Source organism: Variovorax sp. SPNA7 (genome assembly GCF_033807855.1).
GTDB lineage: Bacteria > Pseudomonadota > Gammaproteobacteria > Burkholderiales > Burkholderiaceae_C > Variovorax > Variovorax beijingensis.
Genome location: NZ_CP138514.1, coordinates 69,485 through 94,133, shown reverse-complemented (window position 1 = coordinate 94,133; position 24,649 = coordinate 69,485). Strand labels below are relative to the sequence as shown.

At 63.7% G+C, this 24,649-nt stretch carries 22 protein-coding genes; 5 read left to right on the top strand and 17 right to left on the bottom strand.

The window, feature by feature from the left end:
• Positions 1-5 precede the first annotated feature (5 nt).
• The 5 genes from RZE77_RS28185 to acuR all read right to left on the bottom strand — a co-directional run bounded on the left by RZE77_RS28185 (position 6) and on the right by acuR (position 5,411).
• Positions 6-1,025: an amino acid ABC transporter substrate-binding protein gene (locus RZE77_RS28185; protein ID WP_319443021.1), complete on the bottom strand. Its 1,020-nt coding sequence runs from the start codon at positions 1,023-1,025 to the stop codon at positions 6-8.
• A 135-nt stretch (positions 1,026-1,160) separates the two neighbouring features.
• Positions 1,161-1,958, bottom strand: coding sequence for an aldolase (locus tag RZE77_RS28180; protein ID WP_319443020.1), 798 nt, complete (start codon positions 1,956-1,958; stop codon positions 1,161-1,163).
• Between the two features lie 126 nt (positions 1,959-2,084).
• Positions 2,085-3,725, bottom strand: coding sequence for a thiamine pyrophosphate-dependent enzyme (locus tag RZE77_RS28175; protein WP_319443019.1), 1,641 nt, complete (start codon positions 3,723-3,725; stop codon positions 2,085-2,087).
• Positions 3,726-3,738: 13 nt separating this feature from the next.
• The gene (gene acuI / locus RZE77_RS28170; RefSeq protein ID WP_319443018.1) at positions 3,739-4,725 is read right to left on the bottom strand and encodes an acrylyl-CoA reductase (NADPH); all 987 of its coding nucleotides are present in this window, start codon (positions 4,723-4,725) and stop codon (positions 3,739-3,741) included.
• 20 nt (positions 4,726-4,745) lie between these two features.
• Positions 4,746-5,411: an acrylate utilization transcriptional regulator AcuR gene (acuR, locus tag RZE77_RS28165; protein ID WP_319443017.1), complete on the bottom strand. Its 666-nt coding sequence runs from the start codon at positions 5,409-5,411 to the stop codon at positions 4,746-4,748.
• 275 nt (positions 5,412-5,686) lie between these two features.
• Between acuR and RZE77_RS28160 the strand changes: the two genes are divergently transcribed.
• From RZE77_RS28160 to RZE77_RS28145, 4 genes are read left to right on the top strand one after another with little or no spacing between them, the layout of a single operon-like run.
• Positions 5,687-6,670 carry a Bug family tripartite tricarboxylate transporter substrate binding protein gene (locus tag RZE77_RS28160; RefSeq protein ID WP_319443016.1) on the top strand — a complete coding sequence of 328 codons (984 nt, stop codon included), beginning with the start codon at positions 5,687-5,689 and terminating at the stop codon, positions 6,668-6,670.
• 21 nt (positions 6,671-6,691) lie between these two features.
• Complete coding sequence (locus RZE77_RS28155; RefSeq protein WP_319443015.1) at positions 6,692-7,894, top strand: acyl-CoA dehydrogenase family protein; 1,203 nt, start codon at positions 6,692-6,694, stop codon at positions 7,892-7,894.
• Positions 7,891-8,553, top strand: a complete 663-nt coding sequence (locus tag RZE77_RS28150; RefSeq protein ID WP_319443014.1) for a CoA transferase subunit A — start codon at positions 7,891-7,893, stop codon at positions 8,551-8,553. Before RZE77_RS28155 ends, RZE77_RS28150 begins: the two co-directional genes overlap by 4 nt.
• Positions 8,550-9,239 carry a 3-oxoacid CoA-transferase subunit B gene (locus RZE77_RS28145; RefSeq protein WP_319443013.1) on the top strand — a complete coding sequence of 230 codons (690 nt, stop codon included), beginning with the start codon at positions 8,550-8,552 and terminating at the stop codon, positions 9,237-9,239. The genes RZE77_RS28150 and RZE77_RS28145 overlap by 4 nt, the downstream gene beginning before the upstream one ends.
• 40 nt (positions 9,240-9,279) lie before the next feature.
• Here the strand turns inward: RZE77_RS28145 and RZE77_RS28140 are convergent, their stop codons facing one another.
• The 12 genes from RZE77_RS28140 to RZE77_RS28085 all read right to left on the bottom strand — a co-directional run bounded on the left by RZE77_RS28140 (position 9,280) and on the right by RZE77_RS28085 (position 23,519).
• On the bottom strand, positions 9,280-9,810 hold the full coding sequence (locus tag RZE77_RS28140; RefSeq protein WP_307594833.1) for a helix-turn-helix domain-containing protein: 531 nt from the start codon (positions 9,808-9,810) through the stop codon (positions 9,280-9,282).
• A gap of 144 nt (positions 9,811-9,954) precedes the next feature.
• Positions 9,955-10,905, bottom strand: coding sequence for a PDR/VanB family oxidoreductase (locus RZE77_RS28135; RefSeq protein WP_319443012.1), 951 nt, complete (start codon positions 10,903-10,905; stop codon positions 9,955-9,957).
• Between the two features lies 1 nt (position 10,906).
• Positions 10,907-11,392 carry an MOSC domain-containing protein gene (locus RZE77_RS28130; protein WP_319443431.1) on the bottom strand — a complete coding sequence of 162 codons (486 nt, stop codon included), beginning with the start codon at positions 11,390-11,392 and terminating at the stop codon, positions 10,907-10,909.
• Positions 11,393-11,861: 469 nt separating this feature from the next.
• Positions 11,862-12,734: a fumarylacetoacetate hydrolase family protein gene (locus RZE77_RS28125; protein WP_319434976.1), complete on the bottom strand. Its 873-nt coding sequence runs from the start codon at positions 12,732-12,734 to the stop codon at positions 11,862-11,864.
• A 30-nt stretch (positions 12,735-12,764) separates the two neighbouring features.
• The gene (gene gtdA, locus RZE77_RS28120; RefSeq protein WP_319434974.1) at positions 12,765-13,802 is read right to left on the bottom strand and encodes a gentisate 1,2-dioxygenase; all 1,038 of its coding nucleotides are present in this window, start codon (positions 13,800-13,802) and stop codon (positions 12,765-12,767) included.
• Positions 13,802-14,971 (bottom strand): FAD-dependent monooxygenase, encoded by a 1,170-nt coding sequence (locus RZE77_RS28115; protein WP_319443011.1) that lies wholly within the window; start codon positions 14,969-14,971, stop codon positions 13,802-13,804. The genes gtdA and RZE77_RS28115 overlap by 1 nt, the downstream gene beginning before the upstream one ends.
• Before the next feature lie 13 nt (positions 14,972-14,984).
• On the bottom strand, positions 14,985-15,419 hold the full coding sequence (locus tag RZE77_RS28110; RefSeq protein WP_319443010.1) for an acyl-CoA thioesterase: 435 nt from the start codon (positions 15,417-15,419) through the stop codon (positions 14,985-14,987).
• Between the two features lie 6 nt (positions 15,420-15,425).
• Positions 15,426-17,090, bottom strand: a complete 1,665-nt coding sequence (locus tag RZE77_RS28105) for an AMP-binding protein (RefSeq protein ID WP_319443009.1) — start codon at positions 17,088-17,090, stop codon at positions 15,426-15,428.
• A complete protein-coding gene (locus tag RZE77_RS28100) occupies positions 17,087-18,403 on the bottom strand; it encodes a TRAP transporter large permease (protein WP_319434968.1) in 1,317 nt (438 codons plus the stop codon). The genes RZE77_RS28105 and RZE77_RS28100 overlap by 4 nt, the downstream gene beginning before the upstream one ends.
• On the bottom strand, positions 18,400-18,927 hold the full coding sequence (locus RZE77_RS28095) for a TRAP transporter small permease (RefSeq protein ID WP_319443008.1): 528 nt from the start codon (positions 18,925-18,927) through the stop codon (positions 18,400-18,402). Before RZE77_RS28095 ends, RZE77_RS28100 begins: the two co-directional genes overlap by 4 nt.
• Before the next feature lie 5 nt (positions 18,928-18,932).
• Entirely contained in the window at positions 18,933-19,904 is a 972-nt protein-coding gene (gene dctP, locus RZE77_RS28090) for a TRAP transporter substrate-binding protein DctP (protein ID WP_319443007.1), read from the bottom strand.
• Positions 19,905-19,937: 33 nt separating this feature from the next.
• The gene (locus RZE77_RS28085; RefSeq protein WP_319443006.1) at positions 19,938-23,519 is read right to left on the bottom strand and encodes an indolepyruvate ferredoxin oxidoreductase family protein; all 3,582 of its coding nucleotides are present in this window, start codon (positions 23,517-23,519) and stop codon (positions 19,938-19,940) included.
• Positions 23,520-23,642: 123 nt separating this feature from the next.
• Between RZE77_RS28085 and RZE77_RS28080 the strand changes: the two genes are divergently transcribed.
• Entirely contained in the window at positions 23,643-24,581 is a 939-nt protein-coding gene (locus tag RZE77_RS28080; RefSeq protein WP_319434964.1) for a LysR family transcriptional regulator, read from the top strand.
• Positions 24,582-24,649: the final 68 nt, after the last annotated feature.

Here is a 24,649-nt window from a genome sequence, read left to right as displayed (position 1 = left end):
TGGCGCTATCGAATGGGCCACCCGTACATCAAACCGCCCTTCGTGTACAAGGCATTCAGGCCGCGTTCGAGCTTCATCGGGCTCCCCGCTCCCAGACTCCGATCGAACACTTCGCCATAGTTGCCGACCTGCTTGATGATGTTGTATGCCCACTTGTCGTCAAGCCCGAGTCCCTTGCCCATGCCAGGAGAGGTACCGAGGATCCGCTGGATGTTGGGCGGGATGCTGCCCTTCGCGATCTCGTCAACGTTCTTGGACGTCAGGTTGTATTCCTCCGCCTCCAGAAGCGCATTGAGGGACCAGCGCACGACGTTGAACCAGGCTTCGTCGCCTTGGCGGACCATCGGTCCGAGGGGCTCCTTGGACAGCGGCTCCGGCAGGATCACGTACTTGTCCGTGTTTCCGAAAGCGATACGCGCCAGTGCCAGCTGCGACTTGTCCATCGTGATGCCATCGCAGCGGCCCGCCGCAAAGGCGCGCTTGATCTCGTCGACGGTGTCCAGCAGCACCGGCTTGAAGCTCTGCTTCAGACCGCGGAACCAGTCGGTGAGATTCAGTTCGGTCGTGGTTCCCGGCAGGACGCAGATGGTGGCGCCGGCCAGGTTCTTCGCGCTGCTGACGTTGGCATCCTTGGTCACCATGATGCCCTGGCTGTCATAGAAGTTCACGCCAACGCCGATGAGGCCCAAGGTGGTGTCGCGCGACATCGTCTGGGTGGTGTTGCGCGTCAGGACGTCGACCTCGCCGGACTGCAGCGCAGTGAAGCGTGCTTGGGTGGTGAGCGGGATCACCTTGAACTTGGTCGCATTGCCGAACATCGCGGCTGCAATGGCGCGGCAGGTGTCCACGTCAATACCCTGCCACTCTCCCTTGCTATCGGTGAATGCGAATCCGGGGAGATTCGTCGAGACCCCGCACTGCACGAAGCCTCGCTTCTTCACCGTATCGAATGTTTGGCCGGCATGGCCTATGCCTGAGAGACAAAGGCCCATCAGGGCGGCGGCCGCGAGGCGGACAAGTTTCATGGCGATCTTTCTTGTGGACTGGAGGTTTTTCAGCGCGGACGCTAGGCGTGGAGAGCGGACGGGCGAACGAGGTCTAGGACGTACATGCCGGGTGCATGTCCATCGGATTCAAGGCGCAGGGGTTGGGCGAGTGCTCTAGGGGCGCGGCCGGCCGGCGAGCGGCGCCGCCGAGCCTGCTTCGGCCTGCCGGCACCAATAGTCGAAGGTGCTGTTCACGATCGACGGTTTCAGCAGATAGTCGTGCGCCTCGCGCGCCAGGGTGTCGTCCACCGGCGTCAACGGGCCGAATGCGGCCTGCGCCCGGATCTGCATCCGCGCGGCACGCTCGAGATAGACCGACAGGTAGGTGGCTTCCTGTGTCGTCGTCCCCGCCGTGAGGTAGCCGTGGTGCGCCAGGATGATGGCTCGTTTCGATCCGAGCGCCCGCGAGATGATGACCCCTTCGTCATCCGCAATGGGCACCCCCGGCCACTGTCCGAGGAACGCGCAATCGTCATGCAGGGGCGTCATGTCCATCTGGGCGATGACCAATGGCTGCCTGGCTGCAGCGAGCGCGGAGGCCCAGGGCGAATGCGTATGGACGATGGACTGAACGTCGGGCCGCGCCTCGTAGACCCACAGATGGAAACGCGTCGCGGGGTTTGGCATGCCGCTGCCCGTCAGCGTGTTCAGGTCGCCATCGACTTCGATGAAGTCGTCCGGCGTGGCTTCGTCGAAGCCGAGCCCGAACCTGAGCGTCCAGTAAGCGCCTGCCCTGTCGGAGCGCGCGCTGATCTGGCCTGCAAGACCCGCTTCCTGCCCCGTCATGGCAAGGATCCGGCAAGCACAAGCCAGGTTTTCCTTCAAGGTCCGGCGAGGTGACGCCAGGTGCTTGGCCATTTCCCGGGTGGCACGATCGTCAAAGTAGTTCTTTGATCGCAGGTCTTCAGCCATGTGGCGTGTCTCCGTGTCTTTGTAATGACACAAAGTATCCTGGGCTTCGGCTCGACACACCATGCAGCCCAGCTCATAGCAGCTATGAGCTTCGCGCGGCGACACGCCGGAAGAATGGACGGGCGCTCACTCCCACTTGAGAGAGCGTTCCACCGACATGTCCGCATCGCTGCAGACTTCGATCAACGCCGGTCCCTCGACGCTCATCGCTTGCTCGACGATGCCTGCGGCATCCCGGGAGTGCTCGATCCTGAATCCGCGGGCGCCGAATGCCTCGGCAAGTTTTGCGAAGCCGGGATTCGCCAGGTCCGTGCCGCTGATGCGATGGGGAAAGTGCCGCTGCTGGTGGGTGCGGATGGTGCCGTAAGACCCGTTGTTGGACACCACCACGCGCAGGTTCAGCCCTCTGTCGACCGCGGTGATCAGTTCATTGCCGTTCATGAGAAATCCGCCATCGCCGACGAAGGCGAGAACTTCTCGCCCCGGATGGCGCAAGGCAGCCGCTATACCGGCCGGGACCCCTGTTCCCATGGCTCCGCAAGCCGAGCCGAGCAGCCGGTTCGCCGGCGTCATCTTGAAGATGCGGTGAACCCAGGCTGCAAAGTTGCCTGAATCGGTCGTCAAGACCGCATCGTTCTGGGCCAGCCGTGCGATCGCCATGATCGTGTGGCCCAGGACGTCGTTCGCCACCACATTCTGTGGTTGCCATCCGTGCGCACGATCGGCCGCCGCGCGCACCCGCTCGAGCCACTGGCTCGACGCCGCGCCGGAGCCACCATGGCGCAATGCGGCACGCACGAAGCCATGCGCCGTCGAGACGATCGGCAGTTCCGCGGCGAAGTGACGCCCGATCATGGAGGGATCGGGATACACGTGAACGAACTTCTGCGAATTGGTGCCTTGCCGTGGAAAGGCGAACCCCAGGGACGACACGTCGCCCATGCGGCTGCCGATGGCAACGATCAAGTCGGCTTCGCTGAAGAGCGCCGTGTGCGCGGGCGAGGTGAAGAAGCTCAGTTGGCCCACCCAGCGAGGGTCTGTGTTGGAGAACTGGTCCTGGTTCTTGTTTGTGACGGCAACGGGAATGTTCCACCGGTCGACGAGCGCCTGGAGATCCTCGCGGAAATCATCGGTCCGGCACTCACCGCCGACGATCAGGATCGGCCGGCTGGCCTTGGAAAGCAGATCGTGCACGCGCGCCGCATCCTCCAGGGTCGCCTCTGCGAGTGCCACGCCATGAACCCGCGCGGGCTGCCGCTCGACCAGTTCGGTCAGGACGTCTTCGGGCAACTCGACCGCGACCGGTCCTGGCGTTCCCGAGGCAGCTGTGGCAAAGGCGCGGGCCATCACTTCGGCGGCGCATGCCGCCTTGTCGATGCGCCCGGACCATTTCAACAAGCCGGAGAAAGCTTTGCCGGAATCGATTTCCTGAACGGCGCCGCGGCCCAGGTTCGGCGTTTCGACCTGGCCGATCAAGAGGATCAGCGGAACCGCTTCTTCGGCCGCCACGTGGACGCCGATCGCGGCGTTGAATGCGCCCGGCCCCCTGCTTGCCATGACGATGCCGGCGCGGCCCGTCAGCTTGGCGTCGGCAATCGCAGCCAGAGCCGCGGATCCTTCGTGGCGGCATGTCACCAGATCGAAGTCCTCCCGCGCATGCAGCGCGTCCAGGAGCGCAAGGAAGCTTTCACCGGGAACGCTGAATGCACGGTCCGCACCATGCGCGACCATGCTGTCGACGATGGCCTCGGCAACTCTGTACGTCATGAACGTCCTTCTTTCAAGACGCGTTCACGTCGACGACCACGCGGCCCCGGATCTCGCCCCGCATGAGCTTGGCGGCTGCATCGATCGCTTGCGGCAGCGCGATCTCGGTCGCAATGTCTTCCAGAAACGGTCCGTGCAGATCGCGCGCCAGCCGCTCCCACGCGGCGGTACGGTCTGCCTTTGGCCGCATCGCGCTATCGATGCCAACGAGGCTTACACCGCGCAGGATGAATGGCGCAACCGACGCAGGCAGGTCGAGCCCCTGGGCCAGGCCGCACGCAGTGACCACGCCGTTGTATCGAAGCTGTGCGCATACGTTGGCCAGCGTGTGGCTGCCAACCGAATCCACGGCGGCAATCCAGCGCTCCTTCTGCAGCGGCTTGCCCGGTTCGCTCAACTCCTTGCGATCGATCACGTCGGTGGCACCGAGCCGCCGCAGATAGTCGGACTCGCCCGGCCGCCCGGTGGACGCGGTGACCGTGTACCCGAGCTTGGCCAGCAGCGCGATCGCAACGCTTCCGACGCCGCCGTTCGCACCCGTCACGAGCACCGGCCCGTCGCCCGCCTTGAGCCCGTGCCGCTCCAGGGCCATCACGCACAGCATGGCGGTGTACCCGGCGGTCCCGATGGCCATGGCATCCCTGGTGCTGAAACGCTTCGGAAGCGGAATCAACCAGTCGCCCTTTACGCGCGCCCGCTGTGCAAGCCCGCCCCAGTGCGCTTCGCCAACGCCCCAGCCGTTGAGCACCACCGTGTCACCCGGCTTGAATTCGGGATGGTCGCTCTGCTCCACCACGCCCGCAAAGTCGATGCCCGGCACCATGGGGAAGCTCCGGACTACGGGCCCCTTTCCGGTGATGGCCAGGCCGTCCTTGTAGTTAAGCGTGCTGTATTCGACGCGGACCGTGACGTCGCCTGCAGGCAGGCGGTTTTCATCGATCTCGGCCAGCGAGGCGCGGTAACCCTGCGCGTCCTTTTCCACGACGATGCCTTTGAACATGTTTCGCTCCAATAAAAAAATCAGTGATCCGCTACGGTGCGGGGCGAGGCCAGGGCGCGCGCGCCCAGGCTGGACAGGAATGCCTCGATGAAGGTCACCAGGGGACGGTCCGACTGCACCAGCCTGGCTCGAAGCACGGCCCCCTCCCAGGCGATCCAGAAGAACTCGGCGAGCTGCTCGACGTCCAGCGTTGCCGAGATGGTTCCTGCGGCCTGAGCCTCTCGGAGGCAGCGAGCCACCCGCTCCTGCCAGCCGACAAGAATGGCGTCGAGGCGTGCGCGAAAATCCACAGGCAGGGCACCCAGTTCCTGACTCAGGTTGCCGACCAGGCATCCCCGCGTGAAGCGGTGCTTGCGCATGCCCCGGGATGCATCGGCAATGAAGTCGGCAAGCCGATCGAGCGGTGCGCGTTCCTGGTGCAACAACCACCGGTCGAGCTTGCGCTTGAAGTAGTCGTCATAGGCGTCCATCACGGCCGCTCCGAACGCATCCTTGTTCGCGAAGTAGTGATAGAACGAGCCCTTGGGCACGGTCGCCCGTTTCAGCACGGCATCCAGGCCCGTCGAACTGAAGCCCTGCTCTGTGAGCAGCTCCATCCCGCATCGGATCAGTACATCGCGCGTTGCCGCATATGCCGGCGAGGGCCGCCTGCCGCGCGCCACGGCCGCTTTGGGTTTTTCTGTCATGCGGCAATTCTAGACCGATCGTCTAGAGATCATCCACTGCTTTCTCGAAGGCGTACGCGCATCTGCCAAAGTCGCACCAACATGCGGATGCGCATGCACTTTCATTGGGCGATCTGCACTTAATTGCAGGGTCGAAGGATTGAATCTGCAGATTTCTCCCGACTTGATCGCAGGCCCGAGTCTTGCTCGTAAACCCTGATGCGAGTCCTAATTGACACAATGTGTCCTGTAGCCAATACTTCTACCACCTCCTCACTTCTGCAGAAGGAAGCCCCATGAAGCCCCACTCCCTCAAGAACTGGCTTGTCGCCGCCGGCCTCGCCTGCCTGGCCATCACCACCGCGCTGGCCGACGAGCCGTATCCGTCGAAGCCGATCAAGCTCGTGGCGGGTTTCCCGCCAGGGGGACCCACGGACATCATTGGCCGCGTGATTGCGCAGGCCCTGGGCAAGGAGCTCAATGGCACGATCATCATTGACAACCGCGCGGGCGCCGGCGGCGTGGTGGGCGCCGACGCCGTGGCCAAGTCGAAGCCGGACGGCTACACCCTGCTCGTCGCGGTGGAGTCTTCCCAGACGCGCGGCCAAGCCCTGAACCCGACGCTTTCCTATGACCAGCTCAAGGATTTCGCCTATGTCAGGAACGTCGCCAAGCAGCGCAACCTTGTCGTCGTGAATCCCGAGGTGCCGGTCAACAGCGTCAAGGATCTCATCGCCTACGCCAAGGCGAACCCCGGCAAGCTGAATTTCGGCGGCACCTTCGGCGCGACATCGCACATCGGCGGAACGCTGTTCGATGCACGCAACGGCACGCAACTCACGTTCGTGAACTACAAGGGCGGCGCACAGCCCATCACCGACCTCATGGCCGGCGTGGTGCAGGTCGGCTTTTTCACCGAGGCAACGGTCGCCCAGCACGTTCGTGCGGGAAAGATCAAGGCTCTGGCAGTAGCGGCGCCGGAGCGCTCGCCCGCGTTCCCGGATCTGCCCACGCTCCAGGAAGCTGGCAGCAAGCCGATCGACCTTTCGCCTTGGTTCGGCATTGCGGCGCCTGCGGGCACGCCGGGTCCCGTCGTCCAGAAGATTGCGGCGGCGCTCGACAAGGTGGTGACGAGCCCCGAGTTCCTGGCGCAGCTGGAGACGCTCGGCGCCGTTCCGGTGAAGGTTTCGACACCCGATCTGTATACCAAGCAGGTGGCCAAGGAGATCGTGTTCTGGAACGATTGGGCGAAAACATTGACGACGCCCTTGGCCCGCTGAACGAACCACAACCGGGACCCGATGAACTTCTACGACCTCTACGACGAGAGACTGTCCGCGGTGGAAAGATCGCTGGTTGAGGCCGCCGGTGACTTCTGTCGTGGCGAATTCAGCGCCCACCTCCTGCAGTCGCACACGCAGGGTCGCGCCTACGATGCTTCATGGATCGACAAGTGGGCAAAGGAAGGCTTCCTGGGGCTTCAAACGCCAAAAGAATTCGGCGGCCACGATGCCTCGTTCCTCTGCAAGATCCGTGTGGCCCAGACGATGGCGGAGCATGGCTTTGCCGCCGCCTTTGCCATCAACAATCTGCAGGGCTCCGCGACTCGCGTGGCGCGCTTCGGCTCCGAGAAGCAACGTGCCGAGCTCCTCCACGCCATGCTGGGCGGGCGAACGCTGTGCGCCCCCGCCATGTCCGAGCCCGACGGCGGCAGCGACCTGGCCGCATTGAAGACGAAGGCACGGCGCGTGGACGGCGGATGGTTGATCAGCGGCACGAAGTCGTGGGTCACCAACGGTTCGATCATCCGGTGCGCCAACCTGCTTGCAAGAGTTGGGGACTCCGTCGGCGCGGAGGCCGGAGATATCGCGTCTTTTCTGGTGCCCCTGGTTGACGGGCCGACGCTGCGAAGGGAAGAACTCGTCATGCCGGGCGCCCTGTCCTTCCGGCTGGCATCCCTGGTCTTCCAGGATCATTTCGTTCCCGACTGGTGTCTCTTCGACCCACCGGGGCAGGCGTTCAAGTCTTCCATGGCGTCCGTCAATGCCGCGCGCGTCCATGTCGCGGCGATGTGCGTCGCCGCTGCCAGAGCGGCCTTGGCAGAGACGGTGGGCTACGCGGAATCTAGGCAAGCCTTCGGCAAGCCGCTGCTCAGGCACCAGGGATTCGGGTGGGAGCTCGCAGAGGTCTCACTGCGCCTGGAGGCAGCCAATGCACTCGTGCTGCGCGCGGCCATTGCCGTGCAAACAGGAAAGCCGGCCCTGACGCTGGCCGCCCAGGCAAAAAAGTTCGCCGTCGACGTGGCCGTCTGGGCACTCGACCAGTGCCAGCGCGCAATGGGGGCCACCGGCGCCAGCGCCGATCACCGCCTTGCCATGCTGTCGAGCGAAACACGGCTGGCGGCATTCGGGGACGGCACCAGCCAGATGCTGCTCGACCGCATCGCCAAGGGCCTGGCCAAAGACTATGGGCCTTCGCCCGCGCAAAAGGAATCCGATCGATGAGAAATGTGGTCGTCAAGGATGCGAATGCCGCAGTCAGCGGATTGCGCGACGGAGACACGGTGATGGTCGGTGGCTTCGGCGGCGCAGGCGTTCCGCGCGGGATGATCAAGGCGGTGCTGGACCTGGGGGTGCGCGAACTGACCGTCATCTCCAACAACGCAGGCTCCGGGGGCCAGGACCTTTCGCTTTGGTTTGGTGCGCGCATCGTCAGGAAGATCATCTGTTCCTATCCGCGAAGCGCGGACGTGTTCGCCGATCAATACCGGGCCGGAGACGTCGAACTCGAACTGGTTCCGCAGGGCACGCTGGTCGAGCGCATCAGAGCCGGCGGCGCAGGCCTTGGCGGATTCCTGACTCCCACAGGCGTGGGCACCGTGTTCGAAAAGGGCAAGCAGAAGGTCGTGGTCGATGGCCGCGAGTTTCTTCTGGAGAAGCCCTTGCGCGCGCAGTTCTCGCTGCTGAAGGGCCGGCAGGCCGATGTGCTCGGCAACCTGAACTACAACAAGACGGCACGAAATCATTCTGTGGTGATGGCCACTGCCGCAGAGGTGGTTGCGGTGGAAGTCGACGAACTCCTGGAGCCCGGCGAGCTCGACCCCGAAGGCATCATCACTCCCTGCATCTTTGTCGACCGCGTCTTTCTCTCGAGGCCCGCATGAACTCTCTAACCAGACTGGAACTCGCGCGCCTGGTCGCCCACCAGCTTCCCAAGCAAGGGTTCGTCAACCTCGGCATCGGAGCTCCGACGGGCGTGGCGGACCATCTTCCCTCCGATACCTCGGTCATGCTCCACAGCGAGAACGGCATTCTCAACGTGGGGCCCAAACCGGCCGAGGGAGAGGAAGACCTGGACCTCATCAATGCCGGGAAGATGCCCGTCACGCTCGCCCGTGGCGGATCTTTCTTCGATTCGAGCCTGTCGTTCTCGATGATGCGCGGAGGCCACCTCGACATCGCCATCCTCGGTGCGTTCCAGGTATCCCAGCACGGCGACCTGGCCAACTGGACCACGGGCGACCTGAACGGCGCGCCGCCGGCCATCGGTGGCGCCATCGATCTTGCCGTGGGAGCAAAGCAGATCTGGGTGATGATGGAGCACACCACGCGCGACGCCCAACCACGCCTGGTCGAGCGTTGCACCCTGCCACTCACGGCAATGGGCGTTGTGGCCAAGGTGTTCACGAACCTTGCGATCATCGACGTCACCGCCGATGGATTCGTGGTGCACGCGCTTTTCGAGGGTGCCTCGCTTGAATCCGTGCAGCAGCTCACCGGAGCGCCGCTGAAGCCGGCGCCCACGCTGCGGCGATTCTCTTCGGATGGGGTGCTCGCGCCACCGCGCTGATGCCGGGGTTCAGGCTGCGGGGCGAGCCGCGCCCGAGGACCTATGCGGTGGCGGCAATCACGACAAGGGCCGAAGCCGGTTCGTCGGTGAGCGCGGTGAGCTTGTGCGGGATGGTGGAGTCGAACTGCACGCAGTCACCGGGCTCCAGGCGCTCCTTGCGTGCCCCGATCTGCATCTCGATGTGGCCGGTGAGAACGAAGAGGATTTCTTCGCCCTCATGGTGGCTCATGATCCGGCCGCGCTTCTGGGTTTTTCCGGGGCGCACGATGAATGCCCGCATCACGCGGTCGTCGCGAAGGCCCGCGACCAGCGAGAGATGCGTCGTGGGATCTCCCGCAATGGACCCGTTGCCCCGGACGATCGAAACGACGTCTTCCTCCGGCTGTTGCCCGAAGAGCCGGTCCACCGTCACACCCAGGGCCTTGGCGATATTGAGCGCCGACTCGATCGACGGCGTGGATACGCCACGCTCGATCTTCGACAAATAGCTGCGCGTGAGCCCTGAATCTCGAGCCAGATTCTCCAGCGTCAGTCCGCTTTGGACGCGCAGGTACTTGAGGTGTAGTGCCAAGGCTTTGAAGGGGTCTAGGTCAGGCTGATCCGCTGCCCGGGACCCACTGGAAATTGCTGCGGGGCCCGATTCTGGCACGAGTGTGTCTACCATCGTCCCAACCAAGATCGACGCGGTATGCCTGCTGCTTTCCAAGACCGCGGCCTACAGATCGAGAACCAGGCGCGGCCCCGCACACTCCGCAATGCAGACAATCACTTCATGCGCGCGCTCTTGAGGACTCAGGACGCGGTCGTGGTGGATCGGCGGCCCCTCGATCCAGCGCGTACGGCATGCGCCGCAGATGCCACCGGCGCACGACACAGAGATATCGGCGTCCATCGCTTCCAAGGTGGCCAGAAGGCCCACCTCGGGCCGCACTTCCATCTCGCGTCCGCTCCTGGCCAGCACCACGCTGTACGGCTGCGCGTTCAGGGTCGGAACGAGCTTGGGCGCGGTGAACCGCTCGACGTGCTTGCGGCTTTCGGGCCACTCGGCGACAGCGGACTCGAATGCATCGAGCATTCCGGCGGGGCCACAGCAAAATGCCTTCGCATCCGGGCCGGAGCCGTCCACGATGGGTCGGATGTCAGGCGGGCTGACCTCGAGCGTGTTGTAGAGATGGACCCGGCCACCCTTCACCGCCGGCGCCAGCATGTCGATCAGGCTCGGCTCTCCCATGCTGGCCCAGTGCAGCTGATAGTTCGACTGGCCTTCACGCTCCATTGCCAGGATGGCAGACACGAACGGCGTCACGCCGATTCCGCCTGCGACAAAGATGTTCATCCCGGTGGGCGAGAGCGCCAACCCGCTTCTGGGTACCGAAACACCAATGACTTCGCCGGCACGAAGCTCGTCGTGTATGTGGCGGGAGCCGCCGCGCCCTGCTTCCTCGCGCTTGACCGCAATGACGTATCTCCTGCAGTCGGCGGGCTCATTGCACAGCGAATAGGTGCGTACGAGCCCATTGGCCAAATGGAGATCGATGTGCGCTCCGGGCCTGAAGGCAGGCAGGCGCCAACCGTCCTGGTCGGCCAATACCAGCCGCTTGACCCCCGGCAGAGGCTCATCGATTTCCCGAACGACAGCTTGAAGGTGTTTGATCGCCTTCGGCATATCACGCCCCGTGGACAGCGTCGCCCACGCGAATGACGCCACCCTTCAGAATCCGGCAGTTGAGGCCTGATCTGTTGATCAATGGATCGAACACCGCCTTCCCGAGGATCTCTTCGATATGGCGGCACGGCGTGGACAGCCGGGTTGCCTCAAGGAGAGTTTCCCCGACCCAGAACTGGCGGCCGACGAGATGGTTGAGCGGCACACCTTGGACGGTTACGTTTCTTCGATGCTCTTCGGGCAGCATCTGGATTTTTGCATCGCGTGCCAAGGCCTCGAGGGTCTCGATCTCGAACAGCGTGATCTGGCGCCCCTCCTCCGGCTTGTGGGAATAGAACCCAGACTCTCGGCCGATCATGTACCGGTCTCCCTCAATGCCCTTGCCGGCCACAAGCGTCAACTCGTCGAATGACTCCATGGGAAGGAAGGCGCGAGGCGTAATGTGAAGAAAGCGAACGACACCTGTCCAGGCGGGAGGGACATTCATTGTTGCGCGCTGTGGGGGATGCTCGGCGCCAGTAGGCATATTCAACGCTCCTTGATAGCGGCGGTCCGGCCGGCTTGATGAGGAACTACCATTTTAGGACACTTTGTGTCCCATGGAACTCAAGAGCGTTGCAACAGAGTTCATGGCCTGGACAGATCTGTTCGGAATTCCCTCTTCACCGGCCGGTGCTCGTGGTGAGCGTGGCGCCCCGAGACACGATCTGCCTCGACTGGCGGTGCCATTCGAACGTCAGGTTGTCGAATGGGGCACATTGCTCAGACGAACGCAACTTGCGACGCGCGAGGGTTGCCCCATTCCTCTGGCGCCCGGGCCACCATCAGGATCTGCTCGACGCCATTGCATCAATTCCAAGCTCGAGAAATGACGCGCTCGCATGCTCGCATGCCATTTGCTGAAAGCTTCTAGCTCACAGTGCGACCTGCCGGGCTCTCAGGCAATCAAAATGACTTCATCCCGCGCTTGCGCTTTCGCGAGCTACACGGACCGACATCGCGCCGATCCCCTGCACCGAGGCGTTCAGCACGTCCCCTGCGGCCACCGGCCCGACACCGGCCGGCGTCCCCGTCATGATCACGTCCCCTGGGTGCAGCGTGTAGATGGCAGACGCATATTCGATCAGTCGCTGGACGTCGAAGATCAGGTACTTCGTGTTCGATGACTGCTTGACCTCACCGTTGACGCGGATGCTGAGATCGAGATTGTTCGGATCGGATATCTCGTCTTTGGTCACCATCCACGGTCCCAGCACACAGAAAGTGTCCGGCGACTTACGGAAGGTTGGAAACTCGGGTCCGCGCACTGTCATGTCGAGTCCGATGCAGTATCCAAGAACGTAGTCAAGCGCCGCGGCTCGGGACACGCGCTTTGCCGTTCGACCGATGATGACGGCCAGCTCGACCTCGTGATCGGTGCGCCGGTCCGCGAAGGGAATCTGGATCTCTTGGCTGCAGCCGATGAGGGAGCTGTTGGCCTTCAGGAACAACCCGAACTTGTCGAGTTCCGTGTAGGTCTTGCCATGGTTGATCTCATTGTCGGCGTTCGCTTCGTCGATGTGATCCTTGTAGTTGATCGGTGCGCCGATGATCTTTCCGGGGTTGGCAACCGGTGACAGCAACTGCACTTGATCCAGGGGCAAGGGCGTCCCGGACGCGGCGATCTGCTCGACCTCCTCCCGCGCGGCGGCGAAGTTCTGGATCAGCCAGTCCCCTGGCGGATAGGGCCAAGAGGCTTTGGGAACATGCGCAAACGCTAGCGTGACATCGACGACGCCGGTTCCGGTGACCACACCAATGCGGTGATCGTCAAAGAGACAGAGTTTCATCTTGTTGAATCCAGTAGAAGTAGCAGCAGGTCAATTCCGGGCTTCGCGCAAGAGCCCCAGCTTTTCGTGAACGGGGCGGTCGGAATAGCTGAAAAGCAAGGTGTCCCGGCGCGCGGCCACGGTCCAATCGCTCCAGCCCGGGACCACGGCCACATCGTTGGGACCGATGCACAGCGCGTCGTATCCGTTCACGCGAATTTCCGCCTCACCCTCCAGGCCGACCAGCACTGTGCTGTCCGTCGACCTATACGGTCGGGTCACGAATCCACCCGGGTAGTAACGCAGCACCGCACCGATCGTCGGCATCGCCCAGCCGCCGGTGGCCGGATTGATGTACCGCAGGCACACGCCCAGATGGGGGTCGGGGTCGGCAGTGCGTGCCTGCACCTCGATGGCTTCCCGCGCACGCGCATACGGGTAGCAGAACATCGGCGACGTGAGCCCGCGCTGTGTATGGTCGATCGGCAGCAGGCCCGAGCCGAAACGCGCCGCGCTGTCACCCGCACTGCGGCTGGTGCTCTGAGCCTTGTGCGAGAACTCCTCGCGGAACCCTGCCCGCAAGAACGTGACCAGCGGAACATCGAGCCCGTCCAGCCACACCACCGGCTCGTCCCCGTCGTGGCCATGGTCGTGCCAGGTCCAGTGCGGTGTGATGATGAAGTCACCGCGGTGCATCGGTGTTTTCTCGCCGTCGACTGCGGTGTAGGCGCCTGAACCATGCAGCACAAACCGCAATGCCGATTGCGTGTGCCGGTGCGCCGGAGCCGTCTCACCGGGCAGGATGAGCTGCAGGCCCGCGTACAGCGTGTCCGTCACCTGGGATTTCCCAGCCAGCCCGGGGTTTTCGAGCACCAGCACCCGGCGCTCGGCTTCTTCAGCCGTGATCAGTTCGCCCGCCCGAAGCAGTTGGGGGTACACCTCGTTCCAGGACCACATGCAGGCCCGTGCGGCGGGAACGGGCTGCGCCGGCACAAGGCCCTTGAGCACGCTCCACAGCGGCGCCAGGTTCAGCGGCTGCAGTTGCTCGTAGTAGCGCTCACGCGCCGACTCTTCCGTACTGGCGTTCATCACGACTCTCCCATGGTCTTGTCAACGACGGCGGCATCGGCAGTGCTTCGCCACGCTTCATAGCCGTCGACGAAGCGCGGAGACATGGCTCGCAGGCGCTCGGGGTCGATTCGCCCCGATCGGCCGATGTAGGACATCGCAAACTCCCACGCAGGCTGATTCAGGTGCTCGGCGAAATGGTCGTACCAGGTGGCGCTGCGCGTTGCGGCCCCGGCCAGCTTGTCCACGATCGGCTTTCTCCTTGCAACGAACTCACCCAGTGCGTCGTCCACGCTGCCGGGGTGTGCAGCGAGTGCATGGACGAGCGCCTGTACATCTTCCAGGGCCAGCCGCGTTCCAGATCCGATCGAAAAATGCGCGGTGCGCAAGGCGTCGCCGAGCAGCACATGCTTGCCGACCGCCCACTCCTGATTGCTGATGACAGGGAAGCGGCGCCAGATCGACTTGTTGGTCACCAGCCGGGCGCCTTCCAGCTCGTCGGCGAACAAGTCTTCGCAATAGCGCCTCGACTGCTCCTCATTCATCTGCTCGAAGCCGACGCGCTCGAAGGTCTGTGCGTCCACTTCCACCAGAAAGGTGCTCATCGAAGGTGCATAGCGATAGTGGTGCGCATTGAAGCTTCCCTGCGGAACTTGCTTGAACGTCTGGGTCAGGTAGTCGAACGGCCGAGTCGCGCCGAACCACGCGAACCGGTTTTCCAGCAAGGTCATCTGCGTGCCGAACTGCGGCTCGAACGTTCGGCGCACCAGGGAGTTCACGCCGTCCGCACCGATCACGAGATTCGCTTCCCCCAGTTCCGCGAGGTCATGCACGACGCGGCTGTCGATCAGCGTGGCGCCTACGGATAGTGCCCGTTCGCGCAGGATGTCCAGCAGATGCAACCGCCCGATGGCCGTGAATCCGACACCATCGACGCGAATACGCTGGCCATGAACGCGCAGTTCGATGTCGCTCCACCTCTCGAGTCCGGCCGTGATGAGCGACAGGGTTTCCTCGTCGCCCGCAGCGAGAAATTCCAGCGCGCGATCGGAGAACACGACGCCAAAGCCGAACGTCGTGTGGGCATGGTTCTGCTCGAACACGGTCACTTCGGCTCCCGGCACGTCTCGCCGGATGCGATAGGCGGCATAGAGGCCGGCGGGCCCTCCGCCAAGAATTTTGACTTTCATTTTTTGGTGCTCCTTACGATGGTGCTCGAAGGTCTTGCTGCAGAAGCGCGCGCACTTCGTCGGGGATCGGCGTCGCGCGCAGTCCGCGTGGGTCGCCGTGCGGATGTTCGGCCCACACGCGTGTCTCCTCGGCTTCCATGAGCAGTTCTTGTCCGCGCAGAAAGCAGTGCCGGAAAGCCAGAGACTTGCCGCCCAGGCGCGTGACTTCGATCCGGTGCGTGACCATTTCGTGCAAGGCTGGTGCGCTCGCGAACTTCATGACAAGGGCGAGGACAGGCAAGCCACCGAGCGCCGCGCCGCCGCGCGGGCCATTGGGATCTACGCCGAGTTCGAGGAACATTTCGTTCAGGCCCTCCACCATCCAGCGTGCATAGTGAGGAAAGAAAATGATCCCCCCGGGGTCGCACTCGCTCCAGTGCAATCGGCGTTCATAGGTGTACTGGTACATGGTCGTTCACTGCGCGGGAGGTCGGGACGAGAGCTTGGCCGCGATCCACTGGCGCATCTGCTGGCGATCCAGCTTGCCGACGCGTGTGACGGGGAAGGCCTCGATGGCTTCGATCCGCTCCGGGCACTTGTATTTCGCCAGCCCTTGGGAGACGAGAAAGGTCGCCAGCTCCTGGACCGTGGGAAGGGTCTTGCCGTCGCGCGGAACCAGGTAGGCACACGCCTTCTCGCCGTAGACGGGGTCGGGCATCGCGACGACCTTGCCATCCATGATCTGTGGGTGCCTGCCGAGCAGCAGTTCGATGTCCTCCGTGCCGAACTTCTCTCCACCGCGGTTGATGTTGTCTCGCATGCGCCCTTCGAAGTAATAGACCGTCCGCGAACCCACCTGACCCGCGCGCACCATGTCGGCAGTCCGGAAGAAGCCGTCGGATGTCAGGCTCGCGGCGGTGATGTCCGGCGCTGCGTAGTAGCCTCGCAGCGACGAAGGTCCGCGGAAGCAGAGTTCCCCCGACTGGCCGAGCGGAACCTCGCGCTCCGTCCCGGGTTCGAGCAGGCGAATTTCGTCATGTTTCCAGCACACCGTGCCGATGGAACCGTGGCGCACGGCGGCACCCTCATTCGGTGTACCGCAGAGCACCAGTCCCTCGGTGATTCCGTACATGTTGGTCGCGGGGCGGCCGGTGCCTTTCTCGATCGGCTCGGCACCGATCAACGTGAGGGTGAGCTGCAGCGACGAAAGGTCGTGGCGTGCGACGTCCGTGTAGCCTGCGATGGCCGGCGCATGCGGACCGATGGTGAAGGCGTGTTGAACGCGCTCGCGCTCGACGGAAGCGAAAAAGCGGGCTACATCCCAGCGCGGCATCAACACGGTGGTAGCCCCGTACAGCACGCAGCGCAACACCGAAAACATCATTCCGGCGTTGTGCAACATCGAGAGGGCCCAGATGCCGACGTCGCCCTCCTCGCAGCCGAAGTGATCGCACCAGGCCTTGGCGTGCGCCAGGTACTCGCCGTGATGGCGCGGGATGACTTTGGGCACGCCCGTCGAACCACCCGAGAGTTGAAGCGCCACGACGTCACAGCAGTTCCACTGTTCCTGGAAGCCGGTATCGGGGCGATGGGCCTCCAGATCCTCTAGAGCAATTCCCGGCGCTTCCGGCCGGCCGCCAGCGACTACCACGTGCTCGATCTCGTGCACGGCCGATATTTCCTGGGCGAACGCAACCTGGTCGAAGTTCGGCGCAACGTCGGCTTGCACAAAGAAGGCGCGTGGCTTGGTCGCCTGTGCCAGCGCAGAGATTTCGACCGACCTGTATTGCGGAATGGTGCAGACCGGCAGCACGCCGGCCTTGAAACACCCGAACAGCGCCAGTGCCGTGTCGATGCTGGTTCCCATCTGGAAGATCGCCCGGTCACCGGGCCGCAGGCCGAGCTCACGCAAGCCTGCGGCGATCCGGCCGCTTCGGTCGTCCAGTTCTGCGAAGGTGATGCGAAGGTCTTCGCAGATGTAAGCCACTCGACGCGGATGACGTTCTGCCGCTTCGGCAAGCGCCTGGCCAACGGTTCTGCGCTGCCACGCGCCGGCTTCCAGATAGCGCAGTGCCTGCTCGGGCGGCGTGTAGACCACGCCTTCCAACTGGAGGCTCGAACGGGGTTCGATACCGCTCATTTGATGGTTCCTGGCAGCCACGTTGCAAGTGGCGGGAAGAAGAAAACGGCCACGAGCACGATGAAGCTCATGGCCACGTAGGGCGCGACGGCACGGAAGATGTGAGCCATCGTGACGGTCGGCGGTGCGACGCCCTTCATCGTCATCAGCAGCAGGCCGTGCGGTGGCAGCAGCAAGCCCATCTGCATGCAGATCAGGAACATGATCCCGAACCAGATCGGATCGATACCGAGCCTCTGCACGATGGGCATGAAGATGGGAATGGTGATCAGCATCATGCTCACCTGGTCCACGAAAATCCCGAGGAAGATCAGGATCAACATCATTCCAGCGACGATGGCCATTGGCCCGAGCCCGGTACCGGTGATCACCTCGACGATGCCATTGGAGGCGCCGGAGAAGGACAGTATTTGGGCGAAGGTAGTCGCGCCCATGATGATCAACAGGATCATTCCGGCGATCGCAATGGTTCCTCTCAGGGACTGCATCAGCGCCTTGAGCGACAGTGCGCGGTAGGCCACGGCGATCGCCAGGGTCGCGACCACACCGAGCGCAGCGCTCTCGGTCGGCGTCGACCAGCCAGCCACCATGGCGCCGACCACCACGCCGAAGATGGACAGCAACGGCAGGACGTACTGGAAGAATGGCCTGAAGCGCTCCCAGCCGCGGAAGCTCTCGAACTCGGTCGGAGGTGCAAGGGATGGTTTCATGGTGCACCGGATCACGATCCAAAGCACGAAGCCGGTGGACAGCAGCAAGCCGGGACCGATGCCGCCGATCAGCAGTCCGGAGATCGAGATGTTTGCCAAGCTTCCCAGCAGCACCGTCAGCGCGCTTGGAGGAATCAGCATGTCGACCGCGCCGATCGCCATGATCGGACCCGTGGCCATGGTGGGGTGGTAACCTCGTGCCAGCATGACCGGCACCATCAGCGAGCCCAGCATGGCAGTGGTCGCGATGGTAGATCCCGAGATTGCAGAGAACACCGTCCCTGCAACAACCGCGACGACCGCCAGCCGGCCAGGCAAGCGCGTGATCAAGCGCTCGACGCCTTCGATCACCTTCACCGCCAAGCCCGTGTGGAACAGGATCTCTCCCATCAGGATGAAAAGTGGAATAGGCGTCAGGGAGAACGAGCTCACCGCGACAAAGCCGTTGCGCACGATCTGCCCAAGTCCCGCTTCGTTGCCCAGGTAAAGCCAGGCGCCGACGAGGTTCGTCACGAGGAAGGCGAAGGCCACGGGAATGCCGACAAAGAGCAGCACCGTCGAGCCGCCCAGCAGCAAGACGGCCGGAAAGATCCAGTCGTTCATGCCGCCGACACCGCGTCGGAACGCGGCTCCACCGGACCGTGGGCAAGTCGCCACATGCGGAACACGAACTCGATGGCCAGCAGCGCAAAGGCAATCGGCATGCCCGCGAGCAGCCACCACTCCGGAACCACCAGACTGCGCGTCTGCATGGCACCGGCTGCATAGCTCTTTCCGACCATGATCCAGCTCATCCAGGCCAGTGCCGCGCATGCGGCCAGGCCTGCAACGTCGGACACCCACTCGCAGGCCCAGGCGACCTCCCGGGGAACCGCCCGCAGCAGAATGTCCACCCGGATGTGCTGTCCCGCCCGCAGCAGCGCGGGCGCGGCCAGCAAGGTGCAGAAGTACAGACCGTATTCGGAGATGTCGTTGGCGGCCGTGAAGCCGCGCGGCAATCCCGGGACAGCGACGTTGCGCAGCAGGACGTCGCCGGCAATGGAGCCGACCACCCCGAGCAGCACGACGCAGGCCAGTGTCATCATGAAGGAGTAGATGCGGCCGAAGGCCGCTTGCAGGCGTGCCATCGCAGTCACTTCGGAGCCGACAGCAGGGCACGCAGCTTTGGGCCGTGGACGGGGCTCAGCTTGATCAGGTCGGTCCAGCCGGCCTCGTAGACCTTGTCGAGGTACTTGGACGTCTCTGCGGGGCCGAAGGTAACGGACTGGATGCCCGAACTGTTCTGCCTGCGCTTCTCGTCTTCTCCTTCCTTGCGCCAATAGCCGGAGTTCGCCTCGACTTCCATCGCCATCTTCTGGATGAAGTCGCGCTGCTGCGGGTTGAGACTCTTCCATTTGTCGAGATTCATCACGATCGAAACGTCGGCGTCGTAGAAGCCCGGGTCGAGCCGATATTTGGTCATCGCCGCCAGATTCAGATCGAACACGCCGCCGACTGACCACCCATAGCCGTCTATGACGTTGCGCTCGAGTGCGGTGTAGATCTCACCGGGTGGCACGTTGATGGGGTTGCCGTTCAGGGCCTGCAGTGCGGGCCGGATCGCCGGCGACACGCGGATCTTCTGTCCAGTGAAATCGAGCTTCTCCGGCTTCTTCGTCAGGAAGATATGAAACGGATAACCCTCCACCATTCGGGCGAGGTACTGCATGTTGCCCTTCTCGTTCCAGACCTTGTTGATGTAATCGACGGCGCCGTTCTTGCGCTGCTCGGCGATCGGGATCTGCGCCATCTTCAACGTGTCCGCCTCAGGAAACACGTTGGTGTAGAAGGCGCCGGGGCTCAGAGCGATGTCGACCACGCCGCTCTTGACGGCGTTGCCGATCTCGAAGGTCGGCACGGCGCGCGGGCCGCCAACGAAGTTGATCTTCACCAGTCCCTTGCCCTGGGCATTGACCCGCTCGCTCCACTTGATGATCTCCTGCGACCAGGCGGTGTTTTCGGGGAATGCAGTCGCCAGGCGCAGTTGCGCCTCCTGTGCGGTTGCCGCCAGAGCAGTCGCGCCGAGCAAGGCCGCGAGTGCGAGGTGTTTCAGGTTGGGGGTCATCAGGTTGTCTCCTGTTATGGTGGAACGATGCGGTCAGGCTGCGAGGGGAACGGATTGAATCGGGATCGTGCGGCGTCGCCGAAGTTGGGTCAGCAGCGCGTCAGCGCGTTGCCTGACCTCGGCGACGGCGGCCGATTTGACGCGCTCGTAGCCGCGGATGTCCATCGGCAATGCCAGCAGCTGCGCCACAAGTGCCGTGTTGTCCGGCTCGAGGAGCACAAGGCCGTCGCGCAACAGGACTTCGTACCAGTCGATCAGCGCACGCTCTTCGCGACGCGACGCCATTCGGCCGAATGGGTCGGCGGCGGTGCCACGCAGCACCTTGAACCGTGCCAATGCAACCAGCACCGGGCGCATCCAGGGGCCTACGCGCACCTTGCCCTTGAGCCCGAGCAGTCTCGCGAATGGGGGCTGCAGGTTGTAGGAAAGCCGCACCGGGCCCGAGAACATGGCACCGACGCGCTGCTCGAAGCCGGTTCTCGTGAGGAGCCTGGCCACCTCGTACTCGTCCTTGTATGCCATGAGTTTGTGCAGGCTGTCGACAACAGCCCCGGTCACGGCAAACGAAGATCCCGATGCGCCGAGCGAAGATTCGGCGCGAACCGAAGCGGCCACCTGCTCGAGGTATCGCTTTGCATACCTCGCATCCTGGTAGTCGGCCAGATCCCGGGCCCGCAACAAGACGCGGTCACGCAGCTTCGGCGGCAACCTGGCGGCCAGCAGTTCGAAAGACGCAAGTGCCACGGCCTTGTCGGCAGTCCGCAAAGCCTCTGCGCGGTCGGCCAGGGGCTGGGGCTGCAGGGTCCCGAGCTGTGCAATCTGCTCCGGTGCGTGCACCCACAGCCGGCCAGCTCTGAAAGCTTGGGTGTTCGTCTCGACCTGGGTGCCGTTGAGGGCAATCGCGGCCTCGATCCGATCCGCCGGGATGGGCAGCCACCCCGCCTGGTACGCGGCACCGATGGCCACCATGTTGGTCATCATGAAGTCGCCGAACAGGACCTCGGCAATCCGCCGTGCGTCCAGCGTCACCCTGCCGTCCTCGCGAGCGGCTCCGGCGACGGTCGCGACCAGTTCATCGACCGGTAACGACTTGCGCGAGTCGCGCACCACGTCCCCATTGGGAAACACGCCCGAGTTGATCACGGCGCGGGTCCGTCCCGCATCGCAGCACTTCAAGTTGTTCGCGTCAACCGCCGCCAGGAGGTCCAGCGCAAGGTAGAGGTCGGCCTTGCCGATACCGACCTTGTTGGTGTGCGAAGGCGCATCCGCCGGCGCAAGGATCAGGCTGGACAGAACCGCGCCCCACTTCTGCGAGGCCCCGGTTTGGTCGTAGGTCTTGACCTGCAGACCGTCCATCGCCGCCGCCTGCGCCAGGATCGCACTGGCCGTCAGCACGCCGGAGCCGCCGAGGCCCGGCATGTACACGTGATACGGCGCCGCCAGCCGCGCGACCTCGATCTCCGGCAGATCATGGGCCCGGATCGTTGGCCGCACGGGCTTGCGCACCCCCGTGCCGGGGGAGACTTCCACGGTGACGAACGAAGGGCATTCGCCTCCGATGCAGGCCCTGTCCTGGTTGCAGGTCGACTGGTGGATCTGCGTCTTCAGTCCGAACTCCGTCGGGACCTTCTGCAGCGACATGCAGTTCGCCTTCGCTCCGCAGTCGCCGCAGTTTTCGCACACCTCCTCGTTCACCACGGTGAACAGCGTCGGCGCTGGCTCCAGCCCGCGCTTCTGGCGGCGGCGCCGCTCGTTGGCGCAAGCACCGTCGTAGATCACGATGGTGACGCCGGACACTTGCGCCAGCTCCGCCATCGTGGCCTCGAGCTCCGACGGCGTGCGGTGCACAAGCCCTGCCGGCAGACGCACCGCCGCATACTGCTCTTTTTCCTTGCTCACCAGCACGACGCGGGCGGCTCCGTCCTGAAGCAAGCGGCCCGCAAGGTCGGCGATGGCGGTCGCACCAACTGCCTGCTGCCCGCCCGTGTTGGCCAGCACGCCGTTGATCAGCAACTTGAACGTGATGTTCGCTCCGGTGGTGATCGCGAACCGGATGTTCTGGTAGCTCGAATGAGCCAGCGCGCCATCGCCGACGTTCTGCACGATGTGCGGGCGACTGGTGTATTGCGCGAGTCCAAGCCAAGGCAAGCCTTCACCTCCCAGCTGCGTCGTTCCTTCGACTCGCTTTTGCGGGTCTTCCATCAATGCAGCGAACAGGTGGCAGCCTGGTGCTCCCCACGCCACCTGCCCCGGCGCAAGCAACGTCGACACGTTGTGCGGGCAGCCGGAGCAGTAGTTGGGCGCACGTGCCGGCAGGCTCGCAGCGCGGTGGGCGGTCTTTTGCGCGAGGTAGCGCACGCGCTGCAGGCCCCGTTGCGGCAGCTCGAAGTGACGCTGGAGCACGCGCGCAAGCCGTTCGGCGACCATGTCGCTCGTCATGCCCCCGTGCACAGGGAAAAGCCGATCGCCCTGCGAGTCCTGCTTTCCGAGCAGTTCTCGAACGCTGGTACCGACGATGCCGACGGCCACCTGCCGCTCCAGGAAGTCGCGCTTCTCTTCGACGACGATGATGGTATGGAGGCCCTGCGCGAACTCGCGGAAGAAGGCGGCGTCGCCGGGGCAGAGCAGGCCCACCTTGGCCAGCCTCACGCCTTGGGCCTGCATCGCGGCCCGGTCCAGCCCGAGATCTTCGAGGGCCTGCAAGGTATCGGCCCAGCTCTTGCCGGCACTGACGATGCCGATGCGGTCTTCAGTGGTCGCTTGGACGACGCGGTTGAGATCGTTCGCGCGTGCATACGCAAGTACGGCAGCGTGACGTTCGTCGTACAGCCGACGTTCCGTCTCGACGTTGGTCACAGGAAAGAACCGGTGGTTCGCAGCCTTCGCGAAAGGCTGGCCCACGAGCTCCAGTGTGGGAACTGCCGGCCGGATTCCGTCGGCATGCAGCTGCACGACTTCCCCGCCGTCGCACAACGTTCCGACAAGCTTCAGCGCCACCCAGCAGCCCGAATAGCGCGAGAGCGCGGCTGCATGCAGGCCATAGTCAAGAATTTCCTGGATGCTCGCCGGGTACAGCACAGGGATGCCGTGGTGCTCGAACGAGAATTCCTGCTGGTAAGGAACGGTCGAGCTTTTCGCTTCATGGTCTTCGCCGCTGAGGATGACCACGGCGCCATGCGTGCTTGTCCCAGCGAAGTTGGCGTGCTTGAGTGCGTCACCCGCACGGTCCAGCCCCGGTCCCTTGCCGTACCAGTAGCCGACCACGCCGTCGACCTCCGGATGAGGGTGCTCCTCCAGCATCTGGGTGCCGCTCAGCATCGAGACGGCGAACTCCTCGTTTTGCGCCTCGCGGTGCGTGATTCCGTGAGCATCGAGCGTCTTGCGCGCTTGCCGCAAGGCGATGTCGATGCTGCCCAGGGGTGAGCCCGGATAGCCCGTGACGAAGGCTTGGCTGCGCAGCCCCGCGGCGCGGTCCGACCGCATCTGCTCGACCATCATCCGGATCAGAGCGTTGTTGCCGTTTAGGAACGCAACGGCTGTCTCGACGTCGAAGCGTGAGTCCAGCGAAGCGGCGGAGCCGGGTCGCTGGACGATCGAGTGGCCGTTCGAATCCATGGGGTTCTGTCTCCTGTCTGGCCGACGGAAATTCCTGATCGGCGCTTTTATGGAGAGCAAGGATCGGCCAGTACAACCATTTAGACAATAAACTTGAAGTTAAAGTCATTATTTACAACGCAAATGTCCGAGCACTTCGGTTTTGACCTCAACTTGCTGCGCGTGCTGCTAGCCGTCCATCGATGGCGCAGCGTTTCCAAGGCCTCGGTCGAGCTAGATCTCAGCCAGCCCGCAACCAGCCTTGCACTCGGACGGCTGCGAAAGAGCTTGGGCGACCCGTTATTTGTGCGGTCACCCACCGGGATGCTCCCGACGGCGCGCTGCACCCAGGTGGTCGAGTCAGCGAGGAAAGCGCTCACCGAGATCGACGAGACCGTGCAGCACGGCACGGTGTTCGATCCAGCCACCACCCGCCGCGACTTCGTCCTGACCATGGCGGACGTCGGGGAGCTGCACTTCATGCCCCGCCTGATGGCTCACCTGCAGCGCGAAGCGCCCCACTGCAACGTGCGCTGCGAGACCTTTCCCCTGGAGGACATCGCACGCGCGCTCGAGGATGGGCGCTGCGACCTTGCCCTTGGCTTCTTCCCCAATCTGGAGCGGCCGACGCTCTATACCCAGACGCTCTTCATGCACTCATTGGCCTGCGTGGTGCGCGCCGACCATCCCGAGGTGCGCTCCTCTCGCATCGGGCTTCGCAAATTCCTGGAGATGTCACACGCGGTGGTGATCCCGATGGGGCGCAGCGGTGAACTGTTCGAGACACTCCTGAAGGAGAAGGGCTACAGCCGGCGCGTGCAGCTGACCTCCCTGCACTTCCTAACTGTGCCGGCCATCGTCGCCGCGACGGACATGATCGTCACCGTCCCCCGGTCCATCGCCGACTACTACACCCGCGTGGAGCGGCTGCGCATCGTCGAGCCGCCGATCAATATCCGCCCCTATGCTCTCAAGCAATTTTGGCACCCGCGGTATCAATCGGATGCGGCCGTGAGATGGTTGCGGGAATCCGTGGTGCAACTGTTTGGCAGCGAGGAAACCCGGCTGGTCCGGAGGCCCTGAGCATGTCGGTTTTCCTTTCGCCCGTCTCGCAAACCGCAGGTCGACGAAATGCCTACGACTCTCATGGC